This window comes from Achromobacter sp. RT286_PF, from assembly GCF_059760425.1.
Genome location: NZ_JCBAMR010000024.1, coordinates 11,564 through 35,551, shown reverse-complemented (window position 1 = coordinate 35,551; position 23,988 = coordinate 11,564). Strand labels below are relative to the sequence as shown.

The following is a 23,988-nucleotide window of genomic DNA, read 5'->3' as shown; positions in this document are numbered from 1 at the left end:
TTAATTAATTAAAAGAGGGAGCGAGCATAAGGGTTACGAAGCAGGTCGGACGACATCGATGGTGTAATGGCTCGGTTCCCCATCTTGCTGCCCCGGGCATTGCCTGCAAGACCTTGGGCGGCTTCCCCAGGAGGCTGGACTTCAATGACGCAATCCTCGTCAATCAACCGCCGCATCGTGCTTGCCGCACGCCCGCACGGCGAACCCACCGACAACGATTTCCGCCTGGAAACAGGCGACGTGCCGCAACCCGGCCCCGGCCAGGTGCTGCTGCGCACGGTCTACTTGTCGCTTGACCCCTATATGCGCGGCCGCATGAGCGACGCGCCTTCCTACGCCGAACCCGTCCAGATCGGCCAGCCCATGGTTGGCGGCACGGTCTGCCGCGTGCAGGCGTCCAACCATCCCGAATTCAAGGCCGGCGAATGGGTGCTGGCGCAGTCCGGTTGGCAGGACTACGCGGTGTCCGACGGCACGGGCCTGCTGCGCCTGGGCGCCAAGCCGCAGCATCCGTCGTATTCGTTGGGGGTGCTGGGCATGCCCGGCTTCACCGGCTACATGGGCCTTCTGGACATTGGCCAACCCAAGGCGGGCGAAACCGTGGTGGTGGCCGCCGCCAGCGGCGCGGTGGGCGCGGTGGTGGGGCAGATCGCCAAAATCCACGGCTGCAAGGTCGTGGGCATTGCCGGCGGCGCGGACAAATGCCGCTACGTGGTGGACGAACTGGGCTTTGACGACTGCCTGGACCACAAGGCGCCCGACCTGGCCGGCCGACTGGCGCGTGCCGTGCCGCAAGGCATCGACGTCTATTTCGAAAACGTGGGCGGCGCGGTGTTCGATGCCGTGTTGCCGCTGTTGAACCCACGCGCGCGCGTGCCGGTCTGCGGCTTGATCTCGGCCTACAACGCCACCAGCCTGCCCGACGGCCCCGACCGACTGGCGCTGTTGATGCGCACCATCCTGACCAAGCGCCTGAAGGTGCAGGGCTTCATCATCTTCAACGAATACGCGCATCGCTATGGCGAATTCCGCGAGGCCATGGAGGGCCTGATCGCGCAAGGCCGCATCAAGTACCGCGAAGACGTGGTCGACGGGCTTGAGAACGCGCCGCGCGGCCTGATCGGCCTGCTCAAGGGCGAAAACGCGGGCAAGCGCATCGTGCGCGTCGGCCCGGACGAATAAGCGCGCAATCAAACGGAGCGCAACATGAAAATCCTTATCGTGCTGACATCCCACGACACGCTGGGCAACACCGGCCGCAAGACGGGCTTCTGGCTGGAAGAGTTTGCCGCGCCTTATTACGCGTTTTTGGACGCGGGCGCGGAAGTGACGCTGGCCTCGCCCAAGGGCGGCCAGCCGCCGCTGGACCCCAAGAGCGACGATCCCGACGCCCAGACCGACGCCACGCGCCGCTTCCGCCAGGACGCCGAAGCCCAGCGCGTGCTGGCCAACACGCAGCGGCTGGCCGACATGCAGGCCGCGGATTACGACGCAGTGTTCTATCCCGGCGGCCACGGCCCGCTGTGGGACCTGGCGGAAGACACCAAGTCCGTTGCCTTGATCGAAACCATGCTGGCGGCGGGCAAGCCGGTATCGGCGGTGTGCCATGCGCCCGGCGTGCTGCGCCATGCCAAGACGGCCGACGGCAAGCCGCTGGTGCAGGGGCGTCAGGTCACGGGCTTTACCAATAGCGAGGAAGCGGCGGTGCAATTGACCGACGTGGTGCCGTTTTTGGTTGAAGACGAGCTCACGCGTCTGGGCGGCGTGTACAGCCGTGGCCCGGACTGGCAGCCGTACGTGATTTGCGATGGCTTGCTGGTCACGGGGCAGAATCCGGCGTCGTCGGTGGCGGTCGCCGAGGCCCTGCTGGAGCGGCTCAAGCGCTGAAATCGTCCGGTAAGCGGCGCGGGCCGGGGCCGCTCCTGGCCAAAGCTTTGATCTGCGCCGCTTGTACGCCCGTCGGCTGCTTGGTCAGGGGCGGGGCACATTGTGTCAGAATTGCGACTTTCCGATACAAATGCGGCGTCCCAACCCGGTGCCGCGCCTTCCTTGATGCCCCCAGACGTACCCCTAGATTCAGGTTCCTGCGAGGCCGCATTGTTCGCGGCCATGCAGGCGCGAGACCCGGCCACCGGCCGGCACTGCGACCGCGTGGTTGCCCTAAGCGTGGCGTTGGCCCAGGCGTGTGGTTTGACGCAAGACGAGCAGCGGGCGGTGGCGGTTGCCGCGCGCCTGCACGACGTGGGCAAGATCGGCACCCCCGACCGCGTGCTGTACGCCCCGCACCGGTTGGAAAAAGACGATTGGGACATCATGAAAGCGCACGCCACGGTGGGCGCCGACATCCTCATGCACAGCGATATCCCGCAGCGCGAGCTCATCGCGCAGGCCGTACGCCACCATCACGAACATTTTGATGGGTCCGGGTATCCCGCGGGCCTGGCGCACCACGCGATTCCGATGTTGTCGCGCATCATTTCGCTGGCGGATTCCTACGATGCGCTGGGGGATACACGCCCTTATCATCCGGCGCGCTCGCACGCTGAAATCATGGCCATCCTGCATCGCGAGGCCGGGGCAAAATGCGACCCCGACCTGCTGCGCGTATTCGAAACCATGATTCAGCACAGCCGGCTGAAAGTGCCGTAAAGCTGCGTCAAGGCGGCGCAAAGTTGGCGCAAAGTTGGCGCAAGGGCGGGCGCGGGGCGTGTTTTGCGCCCCGGCCGCCCACCCGTTCTACAGGCGATACGTCGCGGCAACGACCGCCAGTTCCTGCAACGTGCGTTGTTGCCAGGCCGCGTCGTGGCCCAGTTCTTCGGCCAGGATGCGGGCCACTTCGGGGGCGGCCAGCATCGCGGCTTCCGCGTCCAGGAACAGCGCGCGGTTGCGACGCGCCAGCACGTCTTCGGCGCTGCGCGCCAATTCAAAACGCGCCGCAAAGCGCACATGCGCCTCGGATAGCCCGCTGGCCTTGACCAGCATGCGCTCGGCACCCGGCAGGGCCTTCAACGTGGCCAGATCGCTGCCGTAATAGCTGTCCGGCGTGCCCGCGTGTTCCTGCGACGGCGCCAGCCCGGACGCGCCATGCAACGGCAAGGACTCAGTGCGGCACGACGCCTGCGTCAGCAACTGATGCTGGATCGCGGTGTCCACCACGTCCTGCGCCATGCGGCGGTAGGTGGTCCACTTGCCGCCCGTCACCGTCACCAAGCCGGCGTTGGACACCAGGATGGTGTGCTCGCGCGACAGCTGCTTGGTGGCGGCGTCGCCGGTGGCCTTGACCAGCGGACGCAAGCCCGCCCACACGCTGGTGACGTCATCGCGCGTGGGTTTGCGGCTGAGGTAGCGCGCCGCCGTGTTCAGGATGAAGTCCACGTCCTGCGCACCGGCTTGCGGGTCCAGCGGCAGGTCGCCGCGCGGCGTGTCGGTGGTGCCCACGATGGTGTGGCCGTTCCATGGCACCACGAACAGCACGCGGCCGTCGTCGGTCTTGGGGATCAGGATGGCGCGATTGCCCGGCAGGAATTCGCGCGGCAAGGTCAGGTGCACGCCCTGGCTGGGCGCCACCATCGTGGCCGCGTTCTTGTCTTCCATGCGGCGCACCGCATCCACCCACACGCCGGTGGCGTTGATCACGCAGCGCGCGCGCAGCGAAAAGCTGGCGCCGCCGATCACGTCCTGCGCGGTCACCCCGTCGACCTTGCCGTGGGAGGTGGCCAGGCCGGTGGCGCGCACGTAGTTGACCGCCGTGCCGCCCAGGTCGAACAGGGTGCGCATCAGGCTCATCGCCAGGCGCGCGTCATCGAACTGGCCGTCGTAATACAGCACGCCGCCCTTCAGCCCGCGCCCGTTGACCTTTTCAGCCAGCGTCGGCGCGTTCGCCAGCGTGTCACGGCGCGACAACCAGCGGCTGGGCGCCAGGTTCAGCTTGCCCGCCAGCATGTCGTACATCTTCAGGCCGATGCCGTAGAAGGGCTGGTCGAACAGGTTGTAGGCGGGCACCACAAAGCCCAGCGGCCACACCAGATGCGGCGCGTTGCGGTTCAAAAGGCCGCGTTCGTGCAGCGCTTCTCGCACCAGGCTGACGTTGCCCTGCGCCAGGTAGCGCACGCCGCCGTGCACCAGCTTGGTTGCCTTGCTGGACGTGCCCTTGGCAAAGTCCGCGCCTTCGATCAGCAACGTGCGGTAACCGCGCGATGCCGCGTCCACGGCGGTGCCCAGGCCCGTGGCGCCGCCGCCGATGACGATGACGTCCCAGGACGGCGTGTTGTCCAAGGTGGACAGCAGGCGGTTGCGATCGGGCGGAGTGACGTTGGCTAGGGGTTGGTTCATAAGTTGTCGCGGCCGGGCCGCCAGGTAAAAGCAGGGTGGTTTCGTGCGAAGCGCGGGTGGCGGGGGATGAGCCCGGGTCCCGCGCGTTTTTTCAAGCGTTGGGTGCCGAGGTGTTCGTGGAGTCTTGCGCGCCGGCCGCGATGGAGGTGCTGGAAGTGTCGGGCGCGCCGGCCGCGTTGGCTGCATGAGGTGCCGCCGCCACTTCGCAGCGCACGCCCGAATCCAGCAGTACCTGGGCCAGCGGTTCTTGCGGATGCGCGTCGGTAAAGAAGCGGTCGATCTGCGAAATGTGCGCCAGTTCTACCATCGCCTGGCGCTTGAACTTGCTGCTGTCGGCCGCCAGCCACACTTCCCGCGATTGCTCGATGATGGTCCGGGCGACGCGCACCTCGCGGAAGTCGTAATCGCGCAGCGTGCCGTCGGCTTCGATGCCCGAAATGCCGATCAGCCCGATATCAACCTTGAACTGGCGGATGAAGTCCATGGTGGCTTCGCCCACGATGCCACGGTCGCGCGACCGCACCACGCCGCCGGCCACGATGACTTCGCAGTCGGGGTTGTCCGACAGGATGTCCGCCACGTGCAGGTTGTTGGTAATGACGCGCAGGCCGCGGTGGCGCAGCAGGGCGCGCGCGATGGCCTCGGTGGTGGTGCCGATATTCAGGATCAGCGAACAGCCGTCCGGCACGGCGCGCGCCACCGCTTCGGCAATACGCTGCTTGCCGGCGGCGTGCAGCCCCTGGCGCTTGCGGTAGGCAATGTTCTCGATGGTCGACGCTTCGATGCGCACGCCGCCATGAAAGCGCGACAGCATGCCGGCTTCGGAAAGGATGTTCACGTCGCGCCGCACGGTTTGCAGCGTGACGTCAAAACGTTTGGCAAGCTCTTCGATCGTGGCCGAGCCCTGGGCTCGCACCATTTCGACCAAGGCGCTTTGTCGTGGATTCAGTGTCATGTTCGCATGATAAAACAACAAAAGCGAAAAATAATGCCGCAGTGCAAGATTGTTTTTTGTTCGCTTCTTGAGTAAAACGCACAAAAAACGAAAGCCGTCTGAAAGAGTATGCTCATTGCGTGGCGCGTTCGCGCACTGCGGTTGGAACGCTGTACCGATTACCGAAGTCCGTTGAAAAAACAGGGACGTATAAGTAGGTAGAGGAGACACCATGCAGCTGACCTTGGACAGGATTGCCTTGCGGGCCGGCTCGCAAACGCACCTGACTCCTATGAGCCTGGCGCCCGTGCCAGGCGCCATGACGGTGCTGCTGGGGGCGACCCTGGCGGGAAAGACGTCGCTGATGCGCATCATGGCCGGGCTGGACCGGCCCAGCGAAGGCCGCGTGCTGGTCGATGGCGCCGACGTTACCGGCGTTCCGGTGCGCCAGCGCAACGTGGCGATGGTCTACCAGCAGTTCATCAATTACCCGTCGATGTCGGTCTACGACAACATTGCCTCGCCCTTGACGCTGCGCGGCGAAAAGGACATCGGCGAAAAAGTCCGCGCCATGGCGGCGCGGCTGCATATCGACCATCTGCTGGCCCGCTATCCGTCGGAATTGTCGGGCGGCCAGCAGCAACGCGTGGCGTTGGCCCGGGCGCTGGTCAAGGACGCGCCGCTGATCCTGCTGGACGAGCCCCTGGTCAACCTGGACTACAAGCTGCGCGAGGAATTGCGCGACGAGCTTTCGGAATTGTTCGCCGAAGGGCGCTCCACGGTCGTCTACGCCACCACCGAACCGGGCGAAGCCCTGTTGCTGGGCGGCCACACGGCGGTGCTGGACGCTGGCGAACTGCTGCAATACGGCCCCACCGCACAGGTATTCCACCGCCCCAACTCCATCCGCGTGGCCCGCGCCTTCAGCGACCCGCCCATGAATCTGTTTGCCGCGCGGCGCACTGACGCCGGTTTCCTCCTGCAAGGCCAGTTGGCCGTGGACCGCGCGCTGCCCGGCAACGCGGGCGCCGACATCACGGCGGGCCTGCGCGCGGGGGCGCTGGACGTGGAGCCGCGCCCCGGCCACATCAGCCTGCCCGGCGTGGTGAAGCTGGCCGAAATTTCCGGCTCGGACACTTTTGTACACGCCAGCACGGCAGCGGGCGACGTGGTGGCGCAACTGCCCGGTGTGCACCGCTACACGCTGGACGAACGCGTGCAGCTGTATTTCGACCCGGCCCAAACCTACGCCTTTGATGCCGGCGGCGCCTTGCTGGCCGCGCCGCGCCAACCCGCCGGCGCGGGGGAGGCGGCCTGATGGCGCAGATCGAGCTGGACCTTTCCCATTCCTATGTGGCCGACCCCAAGGCCGATGAGGACTACGCGCTGCTGCCGCTGACCTTCACCTTTCGCGATGGTGGGGCCTATGCCTTGCTGGGGCCGTCGGGCTGCGGCAAGACCACGCTGCTGAACTGCGTGTCGGGCTTGCTGCGGCCGTCGCATGGGCGCATTTTGTTCGACGGGCAGGACGTTACCGCCAAGAGCCCGCAGGCGCGCAACATCGCGCAGGTGTTCCAGTTTCCCGTGGTCTACGACACGATGACGGTGGCGGACAACCTGGCGTTTCCGTTGCGCAATCGGGGCGTGCCACCCGAGCGCATCCGCGAACGCGTGGGCCGCATCGCCGAAATGCTTGAGATGTCGCATGTGCTGGACCGCCGTGCCAGCGGCCTCACGGCCGATGCCAAGCAGAAGATTTCGCTGGGTCGCGGGCTGGTGCGCAGCGACGTGTCGGCCATTCTGTTCGACGAACCCTTGACGGTGATCGACCCGCAGCTGAAGTGGGAACTGCGGCGCAAGCTCAAGGAAATCCATCACGAATTCAAGCTGACACTGATCTACGTGACGCACGACCAGACCGAGGCGCTGACCTTTGCCGACGAGGTGATGGTGATGGCGCGTGGCCGCGCCGTGCAGGTCGGCAGCGCCGACGACCTGTTCCAACGGCCGGCGCATACCTTTGTCGGGCACTTCATCGGTTCGCCGGGCATGAACTTCCTGCCCGCGCAATGGCGCGATGACGCGCTGTGGGTCGGCCACACGCGCGTGCCCGGCGCCGCGCCGAACCTTGCGACAAAGCTGGCGGGCACGGGCGCCATCAAGCTGGGCGTGCGCCCCGAATACCTGCGGGTGGAGCAAGCCAACGCGCCGGGCGCGCTGGCCATGCGCGTCGACCGTGTGCAGGACGTGGGCACCTACACCTTGCTGGTGGCCGATTTTGAAGGCACGCCCGTGCGCGCCCGGCTGGGCAGCAACATCGTGCCGGTGGCCGCCGGCGGTACCGTCTGGCTGTCGGTGCTGAACCCGCACACCTGTTTTTATCGCGACGAGGTGCTGATCCCATGAAGCCTATCGATCACCGGGCCTGGTTCCTGGTTCTGCCCGTGGTGCTGTGCGTGGCGTTCTCGGCCATCCTGCCGTTGATGACCATCGTCAACTATTCGGTGCAGGACATCATCTCGCCCGAACGCCGCGTGTTCGTCGGCACGGAGTGGTTTGCCGCCGTGCTGCAAGACGAAGAGCTGCACGGCGCCTTGTTTCGCCAGATCGGGTTTTCGCTGGCGGTGCTGGCCATTGAAATCCCGTTGGGCATCTTGCTGGCGCTGTCCATGCCGGCCGGCGGCTGGCGCGCGTCGGCCGTGCTGGTCATCATTGCGCTGTCGCTGCTGATTCCGTGGAACGTAGTGGGCACCATCTGGCAGGTGTTCGGCCGCACCGACATCGGGCTGCTGGGCGCGACGCTGTCGTGGCTGGGGGTGGACTACAACTACACCGGCAACGACGTGGACGCCTGGGTGACGGTGCTGGTAATGGACGTGTGGCACTGGACGCCGCTGGTGGCGCTGCTGTGTTATGCGGGCCTGCGCGCCATTCCCGATGCCTACTACCAGGCCGCGCGCATCGACGGCGCGTCGCGGCTGGCGGTGTTCCGCTACATCCAGCTGCCCAAGATGCGCGGCGTGCTGATGATTGCCGTGCTGCTGCGCTTCATGGACAGTTTCATGATCTACACCGAACCTTTCGTGCTGACGGGCGGCGGCCCCGGCAACGCCACGACGTTCCTGTCGCAATACCTGACGCAAAAGGCCGTGGGCCAGTTCGACCTGGGCCCCGCCGCGGCGTTTTCGATCATCTACTTTTTAATCATCCTGCTGCTGTGCTTCATTCTCTACAACTGGATGCAGCGCGCGGGCACGGCCGGCAGCGCCGACGAGGAGGCGACCCATGCGTGACTCGTCCACCTGGTGGCGTTCCGCCTTCCTGCTGCTTTACCTCGCGTTCGCCATCCTGCCGCTGTATTGGATGCTGAACATGTCGTTCAAGACCAATACCGAAATCGTCAGCACGCTGACGCTGTGGCCGCGCGACTTCACGTTCGAGCATTACCGCACCATCTTCACGGACCCGGCCTGGTATTCGGGCTACATCAATTCGTTGATCTACGTCGTCATCAACACGGTGATTTCGCTGGCCGTCGCGCTGCCTGCGGCCTATGCGTTTTCGCGCTATCGCTTCATCGGCGACAAGCACGTGTTCTTCTGGCTGCTGACCAACCGCATGACGCCGCCCGCCGTGTTCCTGTTGCCGTTCTTCCAGCTGTACAGCTCGTTCGGGCTGATGGATACGCACCTGGCCGTGGCGTTGGCGCACCTGGTGTTCAACGTGCCGCTGGCGGTGTGGATCCTGGAAGGCTTCATGTCCGGCGTACCGCGTGAAATCGACGAAACCGCCTATGTGGACGGCTATTCCTTCCCGCGCTTTTTCCTGACGATCTTCCTGCCGCTGATCAAGTCCGGCGTGGGCGTGGCGGCGTTTTTCTGCTTCATGTTCAGCTGGGTGGAATTGCTGTTGGCGCGCACGCTGACCTCGGTCAACGCCAAGCCCATCGTGGCCACCATGACGCGCACCGTGTCCGCCTCGGGCATGGACTGGGGCGTGCTGGCGGCAGCGGGTGTGCTGACCATCGTGCCGGGGGGCATCGTCATCTGGTTCGTGCGCCACTACATCGCGAAGGGTTTCGCGATGGGCCGCGTGTAGAAGGGGGCCGCCATGTTCAGCTGGATGGTTTGGACCACCCCCGTCGCCGTGTTCTTTTCCTGCATCGTGCTGATGCTGGTGGGCATGACGGTGTGGGAATTGAAGTCGCCCACGGTCGAACGCAAGGGCTTCCTGCCGCTGCGCACCACGCGTGGCGACAGGCTGTTTATCGGCCTGATGGCCGCGGCCTGGCTGAACCTGGCGTTCCTGGGGTTTGGCCAAAAGGCGGTGGAATGGTTTTCGCTGGATGAGCCGCCATCGGTGTGGATCAGCTTTGTGGCGTCCATGCTGTTGCTGGCATTCATCATGAGAAAAGGCTGAAGGGGCGCACCGACCCCTGCCGAATCGGGATGGAAGGTTTTGAAGGACTACGGGCCCGCATCTTCCCCGGCCAGAGGTCCGCAGCAGAACATAAGGGGAAGGGTATTCGAGGAGACAGGTCATGAAATTGCGCATGCACGCCATGGCGGCCGCTATCGCCCTGATCGGAACGTCAGGGGCTTGGGCCGGCGAGCCGGAAGCGAAGAAGTGGGTGGATTCCGAGTTCCAGCCTTCCACGCTGTCCAAAGACCAGCAGATGGCCGAAATGAAGTGGTTCATGGACGCGGCGGCCAAGCTTCGTGCCAAGGGCGTCAACGAGATCAGCGTGGTGTCGGAAACCATCACCACGCACGAGTACGAATCCAAGACGCTGGCCAAGGCGTTCAGTGAAATCACCGGCATCAAGGTCAACCACGATCTCATCCAGGAGGGCGATGTTGTTGAAAAATTGCAGACGTCGATGCAATCGGGCAAGTCCATCTACGACGGCTGGATTTCCGATTCGGACTTGATCGGCACGCACTACCGCTACGGCGCCATCCTGCCGCTGTCGGACTACATGGCCGGCGCGGGCAAGGAATGGACCAACCCCGACCTGGACATCAAGGACTTTATCGGCACCAAGTTCACCACCGCGCCCGACGGCAAGCTGTACCAATTGCCCGACCAGCAGTTTGCCAACGTCTATTGGTTTCGCGCCGACTGGTTTGCCCGGCAGGACTTGAAGGACAAGTTCAAGGCCAAGTACGGCTATGACCTGGGCGTGCCCACCAATTGGTCTGCCTACGAAGACATTGCCGATTTCTTCTCGAACGACGTTAAGGAAATCGACGGCAAGAAGGTCTATGGGCACATGGACTACGGCAAGAAAGACCCGTCGCTGGGATGGCGCTTTACCGATGCATGGCTATCGATGGCGGGCGCGGCCGACAAGGGCCTGCCCAACGGCATGCCGGTGGACGAATGGGGCATCCGCGTGGCCGACGACAAGTGCACGCCGGTAGGCGCATCGGTCTCGCGGGGCGGCGCCACCAACAGCCCGGCCGCCGTTTACGCGCTGACCAAGTACATCGACTGGATGAAAAAGTACGCGCCGCAACAAGCCATGGGCATGACCTTTTCGGAATCCGGTCCGGTACCCGCCCAGGGCCAGATCGCCCAGCAGATCTTCTGGTACACGGCCTTTACCGCCGACATGACCAAGAAGGGCCTGCCGGTCGTGAACGAGGACGGCACGCCGAAATGGCGCATGGCGCCGTCGCCCTATGGCCCGTACTGGAAGGACGGCATGCAGAACGGCTATCAGGACGTGGGCTCGTGGACGTTCTTCAAGTCCACCAACCCCGACAAGATGGCCGCCGCCTGGCTGTACGCGCAGTTCGTCACGTCGAAATCGGTGTCCTTGAAAAAATCCATCACGGGCCTGACCTTCATTCGCGACAGCGATATCCACAGCGAGTTCTTCACCAGGAACGCGCCCAACTACGGCGGGCTGATCGAGTTCTATCGCAGCCCGGCACGCGTGGCATGGACGCCCACCGGCAACAACGTGCCCGACTACCCGAAGCTGGCGCAGCTGTGGTGGAAGAACGTGGCCACGGCGGTCACCGGCGAAAAAACGCCGCAGGCTGCCATGGACAACCTGGCCAACGAGATGGATCAGGTGATGGCGCGCCTGGAGCGGGCGGGGATGGCGCAATGCGCGCCCAAGCTGAACGCCAAGAGCGACCCGTCCAAGTGGCTGTCGGACCAGCACGCGCCGTGGAAAAAGCTGGCCAACGAAAAACCCAAGGGCGAGACCATTCCGTATGAAAAGCTGCTGGCGGCCTGGAAGGAGGGCAAGGTCCGGTAAGGGGGCAGGGCGGCAAGCATCGCCCACGGATGGCCGTAGCGCTTATCCGTGGGCGATGTTGCTTGAGCGGGTGGGCAGTTGCAACGCGGCCTGCAAACCCGCCCGTGCCGCGTCCAGGGGCAGGCGTTGGCCCTGCACCATCGCCGCGGCGTCGGCCATCCAAGGATGTGCAAACGCCACCACGTCGGCGCCTTGCTCATAGGCCTGTTGCGCCGCGCTTGCGCAGGCTTGCAGGCAGGCCGGCATATCGCCGCCCTGGAACAGCGCCCAGGCCTGCGGTACCACGTGCACGGCCACCGTTGCCCCGCTGGCCTTGGCATGGCGCTCGAACAGCATCCGGTTGGCGTCCACAGCGGAAGGGGCCGCGCAAAGCACGACGATATATCCGCCATCGCGGGTGGCCGCCATGGCCAGCGCCACGTCGGCGCGGATCACCGGCACTGGAAAGTCGGGCATCTGGTCAATCACCGGCCCCAGCGTGGCGCACGTGACGAGGACGGCGTCCGCATCGGTGGCCAGGTTCTGTACGGCGTCGCGGATGGCATCGCGCAACGCGCCATCCGTTGCCAACCCTTGGTCGATGGCTTGCCGCAGATCTGGGCGCACATCGTGGCGCAACTGCGCGGCATTCACGCCCGCCTGGGCTGCCGCATGCTCAAATACGGCCCGGTTGCCGTCAATGGTGTGCAAGAACGAAATACGCATTCGAAGCCATCCTGATATTCATGGTGAGCGCGCATTGTTCTGCCTTAGCGCCGCCGCAACAAGGCAAGTCCGAATACCGGTATTGTCTGTACCCGGTTTTTCCTTCCCGTCCGTTTGACCACGACCTTGCATTTTGCAAGGCGCGGCACCGCTTGCGGCGTGCAGGGCGGCTAATGCCCGCTTATTCCATCACCAGCGAGCGATGCGCGCACACGCCCGCCATCACCCCCGACGCACTGGCCAGCGTGGCGTTGCTCATGGGGATGGCGGCGTCGCCTGCGGCGAAGACGCCGGGCACCGAGGTCTGGCGCAGGTCGTCCACGCCAATGATCGGCCCCAACGGGCCATCGTTAAAGGCGCAGCCTAGCTGCATGGCCAGCGGGCTGGCCATGTGCGTTTTGCTGGCGACGAACAGCGCGTGGATGGCCAGGCGTCGGCCGTCGGCCAGCTTCACGGCGTCCAGGCGGGGTGATGCGCCCATCAATTCAACGATGGGGCTGCGTTCGATGCGCACGCCGCGCTTGGCCATCAAGGTGGCCTGTTCCGCGTCCGGTTCAAACTGGCCTTGCGTGAAGTACGTGGTGGGGCCCCAGTCGGGCAGCAGCACGGCCTGATGCGCGGACATGGGGTGCGCCGCCATTACGCCCAGCGGCCGATCGGCCGTTTCATAACCGTGGCAATAGGGGCAATGCAGGACCGTCCGCCCCCAGCGTTCCTGCAAGCCGGGCACGCCGGGCAATTCGTCGCGCAGGCCGGTGGCCAGGATCAGGCGTTTGGCCCGCAACGGCTGGCCGTCCGCCATCAGGACTTCAAAGCGACCCGATTCGCCGCCGGCATTGACCGCGTCGCCGTCCACGAATGTCACGCTGGGATATTGCGCCAGCTGTTCGCGCGCTTGTTGCACGATGTCGTGCGGGGCCTTGCCATCCTGGCCCAGAAAGCCGTGCGAATGCGCGGCGAAGCGGTTACGGGGCTGGCCGCCGTCGATCAGCACAATGCGTCTTCTGGCGCGCGCCAATTGCATGGCGGCGGACAGGCCGGCAAAGCTGCCGCCCACGATGATGACGTCGTAATCCATCAGCGGATTCCTTATTGGTGGTTATCAAGATACTTAATAAGTTGCATGATAAAGCGGCAATCGGATTTCACGCAATCTGAAATGTTCTTTGATGCCGAATCGATGCGCCAGAACTGGCTCGCCCGCGCCCACGGACGGTGTATTCTCGATTCCAAGCCGCGCCCCATCCCCCGCGCGGCGCGTAAAACTAAGACACCCGGCGCCCATCCGGCGCCCGCGTGCCACGGCCACCCCAGGAGACAAAACATGTTGTTGAACGAAGAGCAGCTCAGTATTCAGGATATGGCGCGCCGCTTTGCGCAGGAACGGCTGGCGCCCCATGCCGAACACTGGGACCGCGATCACCACTATCCCGCCGACGCCATCCAGGAAATGGCGCAGCTGGGATTCTTCGGCATGCTTGTGCCGGAAGAGTGGGACGGCAACGCCAGCGGCTATGTGTCCTACGCGGTGGCGCTGGAGGAAATCGCGGCGGGCAGCGGCGCGTGTTCCACCATCATGAGCGTGCACAATTCGGTGGCGTGCATGCCCATTCTTAAGTTCGGCACCGACGCGCAGAAAGACCAGTTCCTGCGCCCCTTGGCAAGCGGCGAGCACATCGGCGGGTTTGCGCTGACCGAGCCGCAAGCCGGTTCAGACGCCAGCAGCCTGCGCACGCGCGCGCGCCGCGATGGCGACGACTACATCCTGAACGGCGCCAAGCAATTCATTACGTCCGGCAAAAGCGGGCAGACGGTCATCGTTTTCGCCGTTACCGATCCAGACGCGGGCAAGCGCGGCATATCCGCGTTCATCGTGCCGACCGGCACACCGGGATACCAGGTGCTGCGCGTGGAAGACAAGCTGGGCCAGCACGCATCAGACACCTGCCACATCGCCTTTGAAGACATGCGCATTCCGGCCGCCTACCGCTTGGGCGCGGAAGGCGAGGGCTACAAGATTGCGCTGGCCAATCTGGAAGGCGGCCGCATCGGCATTGCGTCGCAATCGGTAGGCATGGCGCGCGCCGCATTCGAATGCGCGCGCGACTACGCACGCGAGCGCCAGGCTTTCGGCAAACCTATCTTCGAACATCAGGCGGTGTCGTTCCGCTTGGCGGACATGGCGACGCAGCTGCACGCGGCGCGCCAGATGGTGTTGCACGCGGCGGCGCTGCGCGAAGCGGGCAGGCCGGCGCTGATGGAAGCGTCGATGGCGAAATTGTTTGCATCCGAGATGGCCGAAAAAGTGTGTTCGGCCGCCATTCAAACGCTGGGTGGATACGGCTATCTGAAGGACTTTCCAGTCGAACGCATCTATCGAGACGTACGCGTTTGCCAGATCTACGAAGGCACCAGCGACATCCAGCGCCTGGTGATTGCGCGCGGGCTGTAGGGTAAGCGGGGCGCGCGGGGATGCTGCCGCTGCCGGTCGTGTCCCGCGAAAGCCCCCAAGACATCGACTAGACACCGACTAGACACCGTCAGGACACCGACAAGACAGCGTCACGACGCCGTCACCACCCTGTCAGGGGGCGCTGCCGCTGGCGCCGCGCTGTGCTTGCAGCCGGGCCAGTTCCGCATCCCAATATGCCAGGTGTTCCTTCCATTCCGGCTGCCCCAATGCGTGCAGCGCATCCAGAATGTGGCGGGCGGGGTCGGGCTGGCCCAGCAGCAAGTAGGCCTTGATCAAGTTATTGCCGACCTGCGGGCCGTGCGCCGCGGCACGATAGTGCGGGGCCGCCATTTGCACGATATCGGGAATGCGCCCCGCATTGCCCAGGTCGCCCGTCATCTGCATGAGCAGGTCTCCGGGCACCGGCTCGCCCGCTTGCGCCAGCGCCTCGCGATACAGCGCCAGTGCGCCCGCATAGTTGTGCGCGCCCAATTCGCCGCGTGCCAACCACAAGCGCGCGCGCCAGCTGCCGGGCAGGGCCGCAACCCGCTGCATGGCGCCCACGCCGGCCGCGTCCCCGCCTACGTCGCGATGAATGGCTTCGTACCAGCCCAGGCCGTTGTCCTGGTTGGGGTCCCGTTGCAGGGCGCGCCACAAAGTGTCCAGTGTCTTGTCGTCGTCGCCACGTTCGGCGTGCACCTTCGCCAGGTTCGTCAGCACGATGCCGGTTTCACCGTGCCGCGCGCAGAAGTCCGCCAACACGCGCTCGCTGTCGTCCAGGCGGCCTTGCTTCAGGTAGACGATGGCTTGCAACACCACGGCGCGCTCGGTGTTCTGATCCAGTTGCACCAGCCGTTCGGCGGGGCCGACCATGTCATCGATGAAGTCGTCGTTCAAGGATTGGATGATCAACGCCGCCAACGCGTCGGCATCGTTCCAGCGCTGTTCGATGGCGCCCGGCAATACCTTGTCGCGCCATTCATCGCGCGTGATCAGCACTTCACGTCCGTCGGCGTCAAAGGCACGGATCAGGCTGGAAGGGTCGGCGGGGGCGTTGTCGGATTGGGGCGTCGGGTTCATGTCGATAGGCTCGGTCATGCGGTTCGTGCGGGTTCGTTCGGGTTCGTGCGGGCTCATACACGCTCATAGGCGCGCATAGATAGGCGCGCATAGGCTTTATGCGCGCGCCGTGGCGCGGCGGCGTCGGCGCGCCCAGAGGGTGTAGATGACGATGTTGCCGATGATCAGCACGGCTGCCAGCATCATCTGCGTGTCGCGCGTGATGCCTTCGGGGTAGATGACGCCAAGCAGGTAGTGTTCGATGAAGCCGCCCGCATAGCCTTCCTGCCCGGCTTGCTGGCGCAGCGACACCTCCAGCGGCGTCAGCGGGCAGATCAGCCCCATGCCGACCACCACCGCGCCCCAGGCCAGGGCGGGCAGGTGCCAGTAGGCCATGCGCGGCCGCCACAAGGCCAGCAGGCCGCCAAACACCACGAAGGCGACAAAAAGCCCATGCGCGACTAGGACCAGGTCGGCCAGGATGCGGTAGATCATTGCAAGGTCCGGATGGGAATGAAAGGCCTGGGCGGGCTCAGGTTTTCAAGTCGCGCAGCAACTTGGTCAGTTCGGGCGCCGTCATCAGCGACACGCCTTGCGCCTTGGCGTAGGCCCAGGCGTTGTCCGACACGTCGCCCAGTGCAATGTAGATGGCTTCGCGCGCTCCGCGCTTTTCACGCGCGGCTTGCAGTTCGCGCAGGGGTTCAACGCCCACGCGTGCGGCCTTCCAGCGCTTGGCGCTGACGATGGCCACGTGGCCGTCCTTGCTTAACGCAAAGTCCGCACCTGGTGTTTGCAGGCGTTGGACCTCGCAGCCGTCGCGCTTGAATCCGGCTTCGACGGTGTTGGCAAAGTCGGCCCAGGTCATGGCGGCCGCGGCGTCGGCCACGGCTTGCACGCGCGTGCCCGACGGCGCGCGCAGTTGCTTGTAGGCAGCCATGATCGCAATCACCGCGAACGGCACCGCCGCGAAGACGCCCATCGCGGCATATTCCAGCGGCAAGGCGGCAAAGCCACCCGCGCTTAACACCACCGCCACCCCCGCGCTCATCCACCACGGCGAACGCAGCAGGACGGCAAAGATGGAGTTCTGGGACATCTTGAATTTCATGAGGGCTCGCGGTGTGGCGGGGTTGGGAAAAGGGTGCGGCTCAGGCGTCGGGGGCGGGCGCTTGCGGGGCGCGCACCACGATGCGGATGTCGCCGATGGTGACGATCTGGCCGCCACGGATTTTCGCGGTCTTGCGGGTTTCAACCACGCCGCCCACGCTGACGTGGCCGTCGGCCACCATCATCTTGCCCGCGCCGCCGCTGTCGCAAACGCCTGTGGCTTTCAAGAGCTGGTTGATTTCAATATAGGGGCTGCCTTCGGCAAGCGTGAATTCGATCAAGGGCATGGATTGCGCGTATCAGGAAGTAGGGCGATTCAGCGAGGGCCGCCAGCGGGAGGGGCGTCGGCGGCGGGCATACCGGCGGCGGGCATACCGGCTTCGGGCGTACCGGCTTCGGGCGTACCGGCGGCCGGCGTACCGGCTTCGGGCGTACGGGTGGCCGGCGTACCGGCGGCGGGCGTACCGGCTTCGGGCGTACCGGCGGCGGGCATACCGGCTGCCGGCATACCGGCTCCGGGCGCTTCAGCTGCGTCCGGCGCGACGGTGGGCTCGACGACTGTAGGCGCAGCGGGGCGGGGGTGTTCGGCGCGCGCCATCCAGGCGATCAGCGACGAACGCATGGCTTCTTCCACCGACATATCAATGGGCTGCACCCAATCTTGCGGCACAAATACCGTGTAGCCGCCGATCATGTAACCCATCGGCAGATAAACGGCCACGCGGTCGCCCTGCGTGAATCCTTCGGGCAGGCCTTCCATGCTGCGGCGGGTCACCAGACCCACCAGTTCCAGTTGTTGTCCCGGCAAGCGCAGAATCACCACCTGTTGCGCCGTGTTCTTGGAGCTGGGCGAAAAATAATCGGCAAAGCTCTTTAGCGACGAATAAATGCTTTTGACCACCGGCAGGTTGGTGAAGGGCATTTCCACCACGGTCAAGAAGCGCTGCACACGCTGCTTGGACACCAGATAGCCGATCGCCAGAATCCCCAGGATGCCCAGGGCCAGGCCCATGCCCGGCACGTAGAAGCCGCCAATGAACGGGCGCAGGAACGTCAGCGCCACGGCTTCCGTCCACGCCAGGAAGATGTACAGCAGGTAGATGGTCAGGGCCAGCGGCAGGACGGTGATCAGGCCACGGAAAAAGTATTTGTAGAGACGAGTCATAGGCAGGGACTAAAGAATTGGGGTCGGACAGGGCCAGCGGCGCGAGTCGGAGGGCCGCCAGCATAGCAGCCGCCGATGCGCGCGCCCGTAACAAACCGCATGCCAGGCAGGGCCGTGCCGGCCGGCACCACACGGGTATGCGCCACGCCGGTCAGCCGCGCCGAACGGCTAGCGATCCACGGGCAGATACAAGGTTTCCTTGATTTCTTCCATGACGACATAGCTGCGCGATTCCGCCGACGCCGGCAGGCGTTTAAGGATCTCGCCCAGCAGTCGACGGTATTCATTCATCTCGGTCAGCCGGGCCTTCACCAGGTAGTCGAAATCGCCGGACACCAGATGGCATTCCATCACTTCCGGCACGTACAGCAGTTCTTTCTTGACCTTGTCGAACACGTCGCCCGACTTGGCGGACAGCTTGATTTCCAGGAAGACCAGCAGGTTCTTGCCCAGCGCCGCCGGATTGACGCGCGCATGGTAACCCGTGATCACGCCTTCGCGCTCCATCCGTTTTACCCGGTCTGAACAAGGCGTGGCCGACAGGCTGACCCGCTCGGCCAGATCCGTGACGGAAATGCGGCCTTCGCGTTGCAGGATTTCCAGGATTTTCAGGTCAATTCTATCTAGCTCGCGCATTTCACTTTCGGCGATCAAAAAAGAGGGGGTGCCCGAGAAAAAGCTCTGCCAAAGCAAAATAATCAGTGCTTTTCACTGCGAGGAGGCCCATAGACTACCGAAATTACTGAGCAAATCCAAATACGGAAAGAATCATGCATGTGATCGTCCTAGGCAGTGGCGTAATCGGCACCACCACCGCGTATTACCTGGCCCGTCAGGGCGCCCGGGTAACGGTCCTGGACCGCCAGCCCGCCGCCGCCCAGGAAACCAGCTATGCCAACGCCGGCCAGGTATCGCCGGGCTATTCCACGCCCTGGGCGGCACCCGGCATTCCCCTGAAAGCCATCAAGTGGTTGTTCAAGAAACATGCGCCGTTGGCCATCCGCCTGGACGGCAGCCTGTATCAGCTGAAATGGATGGCGGCCATGCTGGCCAACTGTTCGGCCGACCGGTATTCCGTCAATAAAGAGCGCATGCTGCGCCTGGCCGAATACAGCCGCGACTGCCTGCGCGAATTGCGCGCGTCCACCGGCATCCATTACGAAGAGCGCACGCGTGGCACGTTGCAGCTGTTTCGCACCGACGCGCAGCTGGAAGCCGCCCGACGCGACATCGCCGTGCTGGAAGAAGTGGGCGTGCCGTACGAGCTGCTGGACCGCAATCGCCTGGTGACGGCCGAGCCCGCCCTGGCGCGCTCGATCCATAAGCTGGCTGGCGGCTTGCGGCTGCCCAATGATGAAACCGGCGACTGCCGCCTGTTCACCACGCGCCTGGCCGAGATGGCCGCGGCGCTGGGCGTGGACTTTCGCTACAACCAGACCGTTTCCGGTCTGAACGTCGCGGGCGGCCAGATCACGGGCGTGCGCGTGGGCAACGACGTGCTGACGGCCGACCGCTACGTGGCCGCCTTCGGCAGCTACACGCGCGGCTTGCTTGAACCGCTGGGCCTGGACTTGCCGGTGTACCCCGTCAAGGGCTATTCGCTGACCATCCCCATGAAGGATGACGCCGCCGCGCCGGTGTCCACCATCCTGGACGAAACCTACAAGATCGCCGTGACCCGCTTCGATGACCGCATCCGCGTGGGCGGCATGGCGGAATTGTCCGGCTTCGACTTGCGCCTGAAAGACGCGCGCCGCAAGACGCTTGAATTGGTCGTCAACGACCTGTTCCCCGACAGCGGCCATGTGGCGCAGGCGGAATTCTGGACGGGCTTGCGCCCGATGACGCCGGACAGCACCCCCATCGTCGGGCCGACCCGCTACGGCAACCTGTTCCTGAACACCGGCCACGGCACACTGGGCTGGACCATGGCTTGCGGCTCCGGCAAGCTGGTGGCCGACCAGGTCATGGGCCAGCGGCCCGCCATCAGCACCGACGGGCTGGGCTTGTCGCGCTACGAGCGCGGCGCGTCGTCCAACCCGTCGTTGGTGCTGGGCGGCAAGGGCGCCTGAAGGTCGCTCGGCCCGGGCGAACGGGCCATCGCAAGAATCAATGGGCAGGCGCCCGTTGATGTGATCATGCGGCGTGATCAATTTGGCATTGCGCTTTTTTGATGTGCGCCGGCTTATGCCAAAATCGCCGCATGACTCATTTCCTGCATACCGCCGATTGGCAGATCGGCCGTCAGTACGGCCAATTTGAAACCGACGACGCCGCCTTGCTGGCCGAGGCGCGTTTCGACGTGGTGGCGCGCATCGCCGCGCTGGCCACCGAACGCGACGTCGATGCCGTACTGGTCGCGGGCGACGTCTTCGACACGCAAGGCGTTTCCGACCGCACCATCCGCCGCCTGTTCGCCGCCATGACGGCCTATGCCGGCCCCTGGGTCATGATCGCCGGCAACCACGACGCGGCCTTGGCCGACAGCGTCTGGAGCCGCGCGGCGCAGTTGGACTGCATCGCCGCGAACGTGCACGTACCCACGCAAATCGGCGTGGTCGACCTGCCCGACATCAACGTGGCGGTGCTGGCCGCGCCGCTGACGCAACGCCATACCTACGACGACGTCACGCAGGCGTTCGATTCCCTCGATACCGAACCTGGGCGCGTGCGCGTAGGCTTGGCGCATGGCAGCGTGGCGGGCCGCTTGCCCGACACCATTGACGCCACCAACCCCATCGCGCCTGACCGCGCCGCGCGCGCCCGCCTGGACTATCTGGCGCTGGGTGACTGGCACGGTTGTTTGGCTATCGATACCCGCACCTGGTATGCCGGCACGCCGGAACAAGACCGCTTTCGCAACAACGAGCCCGGCTACGTGCTGGACGTGCGCATCGATACACCGGGCGCCACACCCGTGGTGGAACGCGTGGCCATCGGCAAATACCGCTGGTCGGCGTGGGCCGAGACCATCAGCCTGCCGTCCGACGCGCACGCGCTGGCTGAAAAATTGTCGGCCTTGCGCGCCGAAGACGTGCTTCGGCTGGATGTGCAAGGGCACGTCAACATGGAAACCTGGGACGCGCTGCAACGCGCCATGGACCAGGCCGCCGCCCAGGTGCGCGCGCTGCTGCCCGACTTGTCCGGCTTGCGGCTGGAGCCTGACCAGGCGGATTTGGCCGAGCTTGGCGCAAGTGGGTACGTGGGCGAAGTGGCCGCGCAACTACAGGCCTTGCAGGCGGACGGCGAACAAGCCGCCATTGCCGCCGAGGCCCTGCGGCTACTACTAAGATTTCAACGCGAAAGCGCCACGGGAGCCGCCAAATGAAGCTGTCCCGTATCGCGCTCGAAGAATTTCGCAAGTTCCGCCAGCCTTTGGTTCTGGATGGACTGCAAGACGGTTTGAACCTTTTCGTGGGTGCAAACGAGGCCGGTAAAAGCACGGTGGCGGCGGCCATACGAGCGGCGTTCCTGGAACGCTACAGCACCAGCAAGGTGGCCGACCTGGCGCCCCACGGCGAGTCCGGCGCGCGGCCAACCGTTGAGCTATCGTTCGCGCATGGCGGCCATCAGTACGTGCTGAAAAAGCAGTTCCTGTCGCGTGCGCGCTGTGAATTGCTGATCGACGATGGGGCTCAGCGCCTGGATGGCGAAGAGGCCGAAAACGCCCTGGCGGCGCTGCTGGGGTTTGAGCTGCCGGGCAGGGGACAAAGCAAGCCGGATCTGGCCGGCATCCCCGGTTTGCTGTGGATACAGCAAGGAGACGGCCACAACTTGCAAGCCGCCGCGTCTTACGCGGGCACGCATCTGCGCGACGCCTTGACGCAACTGTCAGGCGAGCTCACGGCCACGGATGGCGACCGCCTGTTTGAGCGTGTGTCGGCGGAACGCGCCGCGTTGCTGGACGCGCGCAATGGTCGCCCCAAGGGCATTTACAAAGAGGCCGAAGACGCGTTGGCGCGCGCCACGTCCGAGCGCGACGACTGCGCCCAGGCCATGGCGCAACTGAACGCCGATGTCGACCGCCTGGCCAGCCTGCGCCGCGATCACGAGCGCGCCCAGGCCACTGAACCCTGGAAGGACTTTGAAGCGCGCGCCACGGACGCGCGCGCCCGGCTGGCCGCGGCGGCAAAACAGCGCGAAGCGCTGGAAGGCCTGCGCCGCGAGCAGGCCCAGGCGGTGCAAACGCTGGCCTTGCTGCAAGACCAGGTGCGGCGTGACCAACAAGATGAAGCCGACCATCACGCGCTGGTCAAGGAAGCCCAGGCCGCGCGCGCCCGCGTCGATGCCGCCCAGGCGCCGCTTGTGCGGGCGCAGCAGCAACAGCAGGCGCACGCCGCCGCGCTGGATGCGGCCCGCTTGCGCGTGGCGGCGGTTCAAGCCGTGTCTGATCGGCGCGACCTGGAACATCAGCTAGCCCAGCTGAACGCCGAAATCGAACGGCTGGACGACGCGCTGCGTGCCGTAACCACCCTGATCGAACAAGGCTCGACGCTGAAGACCGAGGCGTTGCGCATTGAGATTGCCGATGGCGATATCGACGCGCTGCGCAAAGCCGAACGTGAACTGGCCAACCTGCAACTGCGCCAGCAAGCGGTGGCGACGCGTTTGTCATACCAGCTGGAAGCCGGGCGTGAGGCAAGCATGGACGGCCGCGCCATCAGCGGCGCGGGGCAGGTGCTGCTGACGGCTGCCGCTGACATCGATCTGCCCGGTGTGGGCAGTTTCCGCATCGAGCCGGGCGGCCAGGATCTGCCGGCGCTTCAGCGTGAGCTTGGCGGGCTGCAATCCGCCTGGAATGGTTTACTGGAACGTCTGGGCGTGGCAACGCTGGCCGATGCCGAACAGCGCCACGCGCGCTATACGGCCTTGCAGCGCGAGCTTGACGGCATGCGCAAGACGCTGGCCATCCACGCGCCCAAGGGGCTGGATGTATTGCGTGGGCAGCGTGACGAGGCCCTGGCTCGCCGCGTGGCGTTGCAAGAGCGGCTGGCCAAGTTGCCGGCGGTGATGGGCACCGATCAAGACGATCTGCCTGCCGCGACCCAGGCGCTGCGCGACGCGACAGCGGTGGTCGCGCAGGCGGACGCGTCGTTGGCGGCGGCGCAACGCGCGCTGGACGCCGACCTGGCACGCGCGCAATTGCTGGAAGGGCAGGCCGCCGCGCGCGCCACCGATATGCAGTCGGCCGAGCGCGCCGAACAGCGTCAAGCGCGTGCCGGCCGTCTGGCCGAAGCGCGCAGCGCGCACGACGACCTGGACCGCCGGGTGCGCGAGGCCCAGGCCGCCCTGGCGGACCACCGGCCCGAGTTGGCCGAGCAAGACGTGCAACGCTATGAAAAATCGGCGGCCATCGAACGCGACGCGCAGCACAAGCGTCACGGCGACATTCTTCAGTTGCAGGGCAAGCTGGATCAGGCGGGCGCGCAGGGGCTGGGCGAACGCTTGTCGGAAGCCACCGCCGCATGCGAACGGTTGGCGCGTCGGCGCGATGAATTGGCACGCCGCGCCGCTGCGCTGGACCTGCTGCAAAAACTGCTGACCGACAAGCGTGCTGCGGCCACGCAACGTTTGCAGGCGCCCCTGGCTCGCCGCCTGAACCATTATCTGGCGCTGCTGTTTCCAGACGCGGCGTTGCGCTTGGACGACGCGTTGCTGCCCACGGCGCTACGCCGAGAGCAGGGCGAAGACCTGCTGGATGCGCTAAGTTTCGGCACGCGCGAGCAGCTGGGCATTCTGGCGCGATTCGCCTATGCGGACTTGCTTCGCGAAGCCGGTCGGCCCACCTTGCTGTTGCTGGATGACGCGCTGGTGCACACCGACGACGCCCGCCGCGATTTCATGAAGCGCGCCTTGTTCGATGCGGCCACCCGCCATCAGATCCTGATGTTCACCTGCCACGGCGAGGCCTGGCGCGACATGGGGGTGGAGCAGCGGCGCATCGGCGCGTGAGCGGGGCGATC

Annotated in this window: 22 protein-coding genes and 1 pseudogene; 13 read left to right on the top strand and 10 right to left on the bottom strand. The window is 65.2% G+C overall.

The genetic code is table 11. The annotated features are described in order from the left end of the window. The first annotated feature begins 144 nt into the window (after positions 1 to 144). From curA to AC6LJY_RS18290, 3 genes are all read left to right on the top strand, one after another. A complete protein-coding gene (gene curA, locus AC6LJY_RS18300) occupies positions 145 to 1,182 on the top strand; it encodes an NADPH-dependent curcumin/dihydrocurcumin reductase (RefSeq protein ID WP_046805031.1) in 1,038 nt (345 codons plus the stop codon). 24 nt (positions 1,183 to 1,206) lie between these two features. Then, entirely contained in the window at positions 1,207 to 1,887 is a 681-nt protein-coding gene (locus AC6LJY_RS18295; protein ID WP_046805030.1) for a type 1 glutamine amidotransferase domain-containing protein, read from the top strand. A gap of 165 nt (positions 1,888 to 2,052) precedes the next feature. Further along, the gene (locus AC6LJY_RS18290; RefSeq protein ID WP_120155361.1) at positions 2,053 to 2,649 is read left to right on the top strand and encodes an HD-GYP domain-containing protein; all 597 of its coding nucleotides are present in this window, start codon (positions 2,053 to 2,055) and stop codon (positions 2,647 to 2,649) included. A gap of 87 nt (positions 2,650 to 2,736) precedes the next feature. Here AC6LJY_RS18290 and AC6LJY_RS18285 read toward each other — a convergent pair whose 3' ends face one another. Together AC6LJY_RS18285 and AC6LJY_RS18280 are read right to left on the bottom strand one after the other, a co-directional pair. Continuing rightward, on the bottom strand, positions 2,737 to 4,332 hold the full coding sequence (locus AC6LJY_RS18285) for a glycerol-3-phosphate dehydrogenase/oxidase (RefSeq protein ID WP_498136507.1): 1,596 nt from the start codon (positions 4,330 to 4,332) through the stop codon (positions 2,737 to 2,739). Between the two features lie 91 nt (positions 4,333 to 4,423). Then, a complete protein-coding gene (locus tag AC6LJY_RS18280; RefSeq protein ID WP_485131827.1) occupies positions 4,424 to 5,287 on the bottom strand; it encodes a DeoR/GlpR family DNA-binding transcription regulator in 864 nt (287 codons plus the stop codon). A 211-nt stretch (positions 5,288 to 5,498) separates the two neighbouring features. Between AC6LJY_RS18280 and AC6LJY_RS18275 the strand changes: the two genes are divergently transcribed. The 6 genes from AC6LJY_RS18275 (at position 5,499) to AC6LJY_RS18250 (ending at position 11,537) form a co-directional block, all read left to right on the top strand. Further along, positions 5,499 to 6,584, top strand: coding sequence for an ABC transporter ATP-binding protein (locus AC6LJY_RS18275; protein ID WP_498136506.1), 1,086 nt, complete (start codon positions 5,499 to 5,501; stop codon positions 6,582 to 6,584). Then, on the top strand, positions 6,584 to 7,672 hold the full coding sequence (locus AC6LJY_RS18270; RefSeq protein WP_498136505.1) for an ABC transporter ATP-binding protein: 1,089 nt from the start codon (positions 6,584 to 6,586) through the stop codon (positions 7,670 to 7,672). Before AC6LJY_RS18275 ends, AC6LJY_RS18270 begins: the two co-directional genes overlap by 1 nt. Beyond that, positions 7,669 to 8,559 carry a carbohydrate ABC transporter permease gene (locus AC6LJY_RS18265; RefSeq protein ID WP_046805025.1) on the top strand — a complete coding sequence of 297 codons (891 nt, stop codon included), beginning with the start codon at positions 7,669 to 7,671 and terminating at the stop codon, positions 8,557 to 8,559. Before AC6LJY_RS18270 ends, AC6LJY_RS18265 begins: the two co-directional genes overlap by 4 nt. Further along, positions 8,552 to 9,364, top strand: a complete 813-nt coding sequence (locus AC6LJY_RS18260) for a carbohydrate ABC transporter permease (protein WP_046805024.1) — start codon at positions 8,552 to 8,554, stop codon at positions 9,362 to 9,364. The genes AC6LJY_RS18265 and AC6LJY_RS18260 overlap by 8 nt, the downstream gene beginning before the upstream one ends. A 12-nt stretch (positions 9,365 to 9,376) precedes the next feature. Then, on the top strand, positions 9,377 to 9,685 hold the full coding sequence (locus AC6LJY_RS18255; RefSeq protein ID WP_046805023.1) for a DUF2160 domain-containing protein: 309 nt from the start codon (positions 9,377 to 9,379) through the stop codon (positions 9,683 to 9,685). 121 nt (positions 9,686 to 9,806) lie between these two features. Beyond that, a complete protein-coding gene (locus tag AC6LJY_RS18250; protein WP_498136504.1) occupies positions 9,807 to 11,537 on the top strand; it encodes an ABC transporter substrate-binding protein in 1,731 nt (576 codons plus the stop codon). Between the two features lie 42 nt (positions 11,538 to 11,579). On the opposite strand, the gene AC6LJY_RS18245 is transcribed toward AC6LJY_RS18250, so the two are convergent. Continuing rightward, on the bottom strand, positions 11,580 to 12,242 hold the full coding sequence (locus AC6LJY_RS18245; protein ID WP_219992411.1) for an arylsulfatase: 663 nt from the start codon (positions 12,240 to 12,242) through the stop codon (positions 11,580 to 11,582). A 181-nt stretch (positions 12,243 to 12,423) separates the two neighbouring features. After that, a complete protein-coding gene (locus AC6LJY_RS18240; RefSeq protein WP_498136503.1) occupies positions 12,424 to 13,320 on the bottom strand; it encodes an NAD(P)/FAD-dependent oxidoreductase in 897 nt (298 codons plus the stop codon). Between the two features lie 246 nt (positions 13,321 to 13,566). Here AC6LJY_RS18240 and AC6LJY_RS18235 point away from each other — a divergent pair, with 246 nt between their 5' ends. Continuing rightward, positions 13,567 to 14,694 carry an acyl-CoA dehydrogenase family protein gene (locus AC6LJY_RS18235; RefSeq protein ID WP_314355605.1) on the top strand — a complete coding sequence of 376 codons (1,128 nt, stop codon included), beginning with the start codon at positions 13,567 to 13,569 and terminating at the stop codon, positions 14,692 to 14,694. 132 nt (positions 14,695 to 14,826) lie between these two features. Here AC6LJY_RS18235 and AC6LJY_RS18230 read toward each other — a convergent pair whose 3' ends face one another. The 6 genes and pseudogenes from AC6LJY_RS18230 to AC6LJY_RS18205 all read right to left on the bottom strand — a co-directional run bounded on the left by AC6LJY_RS18230 (position 14,827) and on the right by AC6LJY_RS18205 (position 18,661). Next, complete coding sequence (locus AC6LJY_RS18230) at positions 14,827 to 15,831, bottom strand: tetratricopeptide repeat protein (RefSeq protein ID WP_498136502.1); 1,005 nt, start codon at positions 15,829 to 15,831, stop codon at positions 14,827 to 14,829. A 39-nt stretch (positions 15,832 to 15,870) separates the two neighbouring features. After that, the gene (locus AC6LJY_RS18225; protein ID WP_046805018.1) at positions 15,871 to 16,248 is read right to left on the bottom strand and encodes a DUF2784 domain-containing protein; all 378 of its coding nucleotides are present in this window, start codon (positions 16,246 to 16,248) and stop codon (positions 15,871 to 15,873) included. Positions 16,249 to 16,285: 37 nt separating this feature from the next. Further along, positions 16,286 to 16,861, bottom strand: a complete 576-nt coding sequence (locus AC6LJY_RS18220; protein ID WP_314355607.1) for a restriction endonuclease — start codon at positions 16,859 to 16,861, stop codon at positions 16,286 to 16,288. A gap of 40 nt (positions 16,862 to 16,901) precedes the next feature. Next, the gene (locus AC6LJY_RS18215; protein WP_046805016.1) at positions 16,902 to 17,147 is read right to left on the bottom strand and encodes an RNA-binding S4 domain-containing protein; all 246 of its coding nucleotides are present in this window, start codon (positions 17,145 to 17,147) and stop codon (positions 16,902 to 16,904) included. 209 nt (positions 17,148 to 17,356) lie between these two features. Next, a pseudogene (locus tag AC6LJY_RS18210) lies at positions 17,357 to 18,025 on the bottom strand (DUF502 domain-containing protein); the annotation flags it as partial. Between the two features lie 168 nt (positions 18,026 to 18,193). Further along, on the bottom strand, positions 18,194 to 18,661 hold the full coding sequence (locus AC6LJY_RS18205) for an Lrp/AsnC ligand binding domain-containing protein (protein ID WP_046805042.1): 468 nt from the start codon (positions 18,659 to 18,661) through the stop codon (positions 18,194 to 18,196). Between the two features lie 134 nt (positions 18,662 to 18,795). On the opposite strand from AC6LJY_RS18205, the gene AC6LJY_RS18200 reads away from it, so the two are divergent. The 3 genes from AC6LJY_RS18200 (at position 18,796) to AC6LJY_RS18190 (ending at position 23,977) form a co-directional block, all read left to right on the top strand. Next, positions 18,796 to 20,097 (top strand): D-amino acid dehydrogenase, encoded by a 1,302-nt coding sequence (locus tag AC6LJY_RS18200; protein WP_314355608.1) that lies wholly within the window; start codon positions 18,796 to 18,798, stop codon positions 20,095 to 20,097. A 131-nt stretch (positions 20,098 to 20,228) separates the two neighbouring features. Continuing rightward, on the top strand, positions 20,229 to 21,353 hold the full coding sequence (locus AC6LJY_RS18195) for a metallophosphoesterase family protein (protein ID WP_498136501.1): 1,125 nt from the start codon (positions 20,229 to 20,231) through the stop codon (positions 21,351 to 21,353). Beyond that, positions 21,350 to 23,977 carry an AAA family ATPase gene (locus tag AC6LJY_RS18190; protein ID WP_498136500.1) on the top strand — a complete coding sequence of 876 codons (2,628 nt, stop codon included), beginning with the start codon at positions 21,350 to 21,352 and terminating at the stop codon, positions 23,975 to 23,977. The genes AC6LJY_RS18195 and AC6LJY_RS18190 overlap by 4 nt, the downstream gene beginning before the upstream one ends. The last annotated feature ends 11 nt before the right edge of the window (positions 23,978 to 23,988 follow it).